The organism is Dehalococcoidia bacterium, from assembly GCA_030648205.1.
Taxonomy (GTDB): domain Bacteria; phylum Chloroflexota; class Dehalococcoidia; order JAUSIH01; family JAUSIH01; genus JAUSIH01.
The window spans coordinates 1-3801 of the sequence record JAUSIH010000063.1; the positions used below are offsets into that span (position 1 = coordinate 1).

Annotated in this window: 4 protein-coding genes; 1 reads left to right on the plus strand and 3 read right to left on the minus strand. The window is 63.7% G+C overall.

Annotation, left to right across the window (positions count from 1 at the left end; all coding sequences use genetic code 11):
* The 3 genes from Q7T26_08120 to Q7T26_08130 all read right to left on the minus strand — a co-directional run.
* The coding region (locus Q7T26_08120; protein ID MDO8532118.1) for a MaoC family dehydratase N-terminal domain-containing protein at positions 1–636 on the minus strand (636 nt) is incomplete at its 3' end.
* Between the two features lie 131 nt (positions 637–767).
* Positions 768–1949: a MaoC family dehydratase N-terminal domain-containing protein gene (locus Q7T26_08125; protein ID MDO8532119.1), complete on the minus strand. Its 1182-nt coding sequence runs from the start codon at positions 1947–1949 to the stop codon at positions 768–770.
* 89 nt (positions 1950–2038) lie between these two features.
* Entirely contained in the window at positions 2039–3178 is a 1140-nt protein-coding gene (locus Q7T26_08130; GenBank protein MDO8532120.1) for a MaoC family dehydratase N-terminal domain-containing protein, read from the minus strand.
* 210 nt (positions 3179–3388) lie between these two features.
* Between Q7T26_08130 and Q7T26_08135 the strand changes: the two genes are divergently transcribed.
* A partial coding sequence (locus Q7T26_08135) for an alpha/beta hydrolase (protein ID MDO8532121.1) occupies positions 3389–3801 on the plus strand: 413 nt, incomplete at its 3' end.

Sequence of the window (3801 nt, forward strand, 5' to 3'; positions counted from 1 at the left end):
GCCGACCTGCACGTCCTCCCAGAAGCGCGGCTCCGCGCCGCGGACCTCTTCTTTCAGGGTGTCTTCTTCGATGCGCTTGAGTTCTTCCGGCGTGTACGCGTAGTGCTCAACGCCCGAGTACTTGCCGCGCTCGCGGGCGGCCGCGCGTTCGGCGCGGACCTGCCAGCCCTTGCACCGCGCAACGTCCTCGCCGCGCTGGTTGCGGTAGGTGGCGACGCTGTAGGTCAGGACGATACGCTTGGCGAACTCGCTCTGCTTCACCTTCAGGTCGGAGAACTGCTCCTGGACGGTGATGCGGTCGCCCACCATCATGGGCTGAAGAAACTGCCAGTCATTTCCCGCGTGGAAGCCGTGGACGCCGGGCAGGCCCCCCACGCGACCGGAGCACCAGTAGACGCTGTACAGGAACGAGGGCGGGGCGATGATGCCGCCCCAGCGCGTCTTGCAAGCGTATTCGGCGTCAAGCCAAAGCGGGTTGTCGTCGCCAATGCCGTAGCAGTAGTGGCGGATGTTGTCTCGCGTGACCTCGGTGTTCCAGGGGCCGGTGCCGTACTGGCGCGTGCGGACGTAGCTGCCCAGGCGGGCGCGGAGTTGTTCGAGGCCTTCGTCGGTGATACTACCCTGCTGCAAGACCAAGGTAAACACCTCCTGACCTGCGTGTGGTTCACTCCCGGAAACGGCCCGGACGCCGCCGCCGAGCGCTCGGTGCACGGCGAAAAGGGGAAGGCCGCCCAACGCGGACGGCCCTCTCTGCCTGTAACCGAGAGTTACTCGGGGGGGGTGCCCTTCTTCAGGCTTTCGACGTACGCCTTCAGATCGTCTTTGCGCGTGGGGAGGCGGACGATGGCCCAGCCGGGCGCGCTGACCTCGTCCCTCTGGTTCTGAGCCCAGACATCGAGCTGAACAAGGTGCTCCTTGGTCTTCTCGTCCACCCACTTCTTGGTGACCTTGCCCTTGATCCACTGGGTGTCGCCGACGACGTTGAAGCGGCGGAGCTCGCCGTACATGCGCTTGCAAAAGCCGTAGTCGCTCATCCAGTCGTAGATGCCGTGGATGAGCCAGCTCATGCGCTGGCAGCCGTAGTCATAAGCGCCGGGGATGCCGATCTCCTGGGCGCGCGACTGCTCCATGTGGACCAGTTCCGGCACGTCAATCTGGCCGGTAGTGGAGTCTATCATGACCGCGCCCGGGTGACGCATGGTGTACTTGTAGAAAATGCGGTGAGCCTTCATGAATGGGGAGCCGCCGCCCATGATGTAGGCGAACATGTCGCGCATGGACAGGGGGCCCTTGATGACGGGGGTGGTCTCATCGCCCACCTTCACGTCGTCCCAGTAGCGCGGCTCGCCGCCCCGGGGCTTCTCGTCAATAACCTGCTGGATGGTCTTCTGCATCTGCTCTGGCGTGTAGGTCGCAGCCTGAATGTCGCGGTACTTGCCCTTTTCGCCGGAGGCCTTGCGCTCGGCGCGGACGCTCCAGCCCAGGGCCGTGGCCACGACCTCGTTCCGCTGGTTGCGGTATGTGGCGACGCAGTACTCAAGGAAAGTCCGGCCCGCCATCTGGCTCTTCTTCTCCACCAGGTCGGTGACCTTCACCGTGTAGCTGATGGTGTCGTCCTTCAGGATGGGCTTGAAGAGCTTCCAGTCGTTGCCGGAGTGCCAGCCGTGGATGCCGGGCAGGCCGTAGCGGCCGCTGCACCAGTAAACGCTGTAGAGGAAGTTGAACGGGACGACGTTGGTGCCCCATGGGCTCTTCTTGGCGTATTCCGCCTCGTTGAACAGGGGGTTGTCGTCGCCGATCCCCCAGCAGTACTGGCGGACGGCGTCCCAGTTGGCCTGGGTGTTCCAGAAGGGGTAGTCGCGCGGCGTGAACTCTACGCCAATCCGCTTCCTGACTTCCTCCAACATTTCGGGGGTGATAACGGCGTGTTCCGTGGGATGTGCCACCATATCGCTTCTCCTTCTTTTGCGCTAGGACCTGTCGGCCCCAGGTGTCCTCATTCCTATCCCTGGTGAATGTTTCCTGCGTGCCCCCGCGTCTAGCCTTGCACCTTGGGTATGCCGTCCACCCTGGAAGGGAGCGCGACTATCGCGTGGCCGGGCATGGTCACGGCTTTGCGCTGGTTGATTCCCGTGATCTCCACGTCCGCCAGGTGCTCCTTGCCTTCAGTCCACTTGCGGACGACCTTGCCCTTAATCCATGTGGTGTCGCCCAGGAAGTTCATGCCCCGGTACATAACCTCAATCTTCTTGAGCCAGGCGTCGTCGCCCATCCAGTTCGTTATGAGGTGAACGGCCCATGCGCCGCGCTGGGAACCGTAGTCATAGGCGGCGGGCATGCCAATCTCCGCCGCCATCCAGTTGTCCCAGTGGACACGCTCGATAGGTTCCGGCACCCCGTTCAGCGGATTGGTCACGGAGATGGCCGGGGTGCGGCGGCGGTAGTCCAGGAAAAAGCGGAACGCGCGGATATGCGGAGAGCCTACGCCCATGACCCATGCGATGACGTCCTGCGTTGTGAGAGGCCCTTTGACAACAGGGACAAGCTCGTCGCCGACCTTCACGTCCTCCCAGTAGCGCGGCTTGGCTCCGCGCACTTCCTCGGCGTCGTAGTCGGCCTCGATCTTTTTCATTTCTTCAGGCGTGTAGCGGCCGGGCTCAATCTTGGTGTACTTGCCACCCGACTGCCCGGCTTCGCGCTCGGTGCGCATGATGGGCCAGGTCCACTTGGCGACCGTCTCGCCGCGCTGGTTCTTGAAGACTGCCGCGTGAGTCTGGAGAATCATACGCCCGGCGTACTCGCCCTTCTTTTCAACCACATCCTGGAGGTAGGTCGTCGTGGTGAACTTGTCGCCCAGGCGCATGGGGCAGTTGTACTCGTAGATGTCCCCCGCATGAAGGCCGTGCACGCCGGCAAGGCCCTGTCCCCGGCGCACGTCCCAGCTTCCCCATCCGACGCTGTTAAGGTATCCGGGCGACGCGATAATGCCGCCCCAGCGGGTCTTGCGGGCGTACGCTTCGTCCAGCCACAGGGGATTGGGGTCGCCAATGGCGCGGGCGTAATGCTTGACACCGTCCTTCGTCACGTATTCGTTGTATGGCTCGGTGACGGCGCGTTCAACGCCGATCTTCTTCCGTAGGGCTGCGAGGCCTTCTGCCGTGATCTTCCCGTAAGACAACTGCGGTCTCCTCCATGCGCAAGCAAGTTGCGCGTCTGTAAAAGTTGCCCTGAAGTACGCGCGGCAGTTAGGAAGGGTATGGTGCTGCGTGAGGCGGACTTCTTCGGCGCAAGTCTAACCGCTAGGGCGATTTTTGTCAAGCAAACCGGCGTCTGACAACCCTGCCGGCGTCTCCCCTATAATAGCCCGTGAGAAGACCAATTGGCTGGTGTGATGTTCAACCGGAGCCGGTGTTTCCTCTGGGGGCGCGCCCCGCTCGCGCTGGCGGCGATAGTCATCGTGCTAGCGTGTGGGGTCGCCGCGGTGTCCGGCTATTCGGCGTGGGCGCTGAGCCGCGCCAAGCGCTTCCCGCTCGTCGCCACGCCCGCGACCTTCGGACTGCAGTACGACGACGTCTCATTCCCCAGTGCGGAGGACGCTGTGTCTCTCAGGGGGTGGTTCATCCCGGCGGAGGGCGGCAAGCGCGTCCTCATCATCGTCCACGGGAAGGATGGCAATCGGGCCAAGAAGCTGGCCAGCGCGGAGTTGCCCGTGGCCGCGGCGCTGTCCCGGCGCGGCTTCAGCGTGCTCATGTTCGACCTGCGCGGCCACGGCGAGTCCGGCGGCGACCGCTTCTCCCTGGG

Coding starts and splice junctions, on each gene's coding strand:
- Q7T26_08125 (MDO8532119.1), bottom strand. CDS start 1,949: ATGGTGGCACATCCCACGGAACACGCCGTTATCACCCCCGAAATGTTG.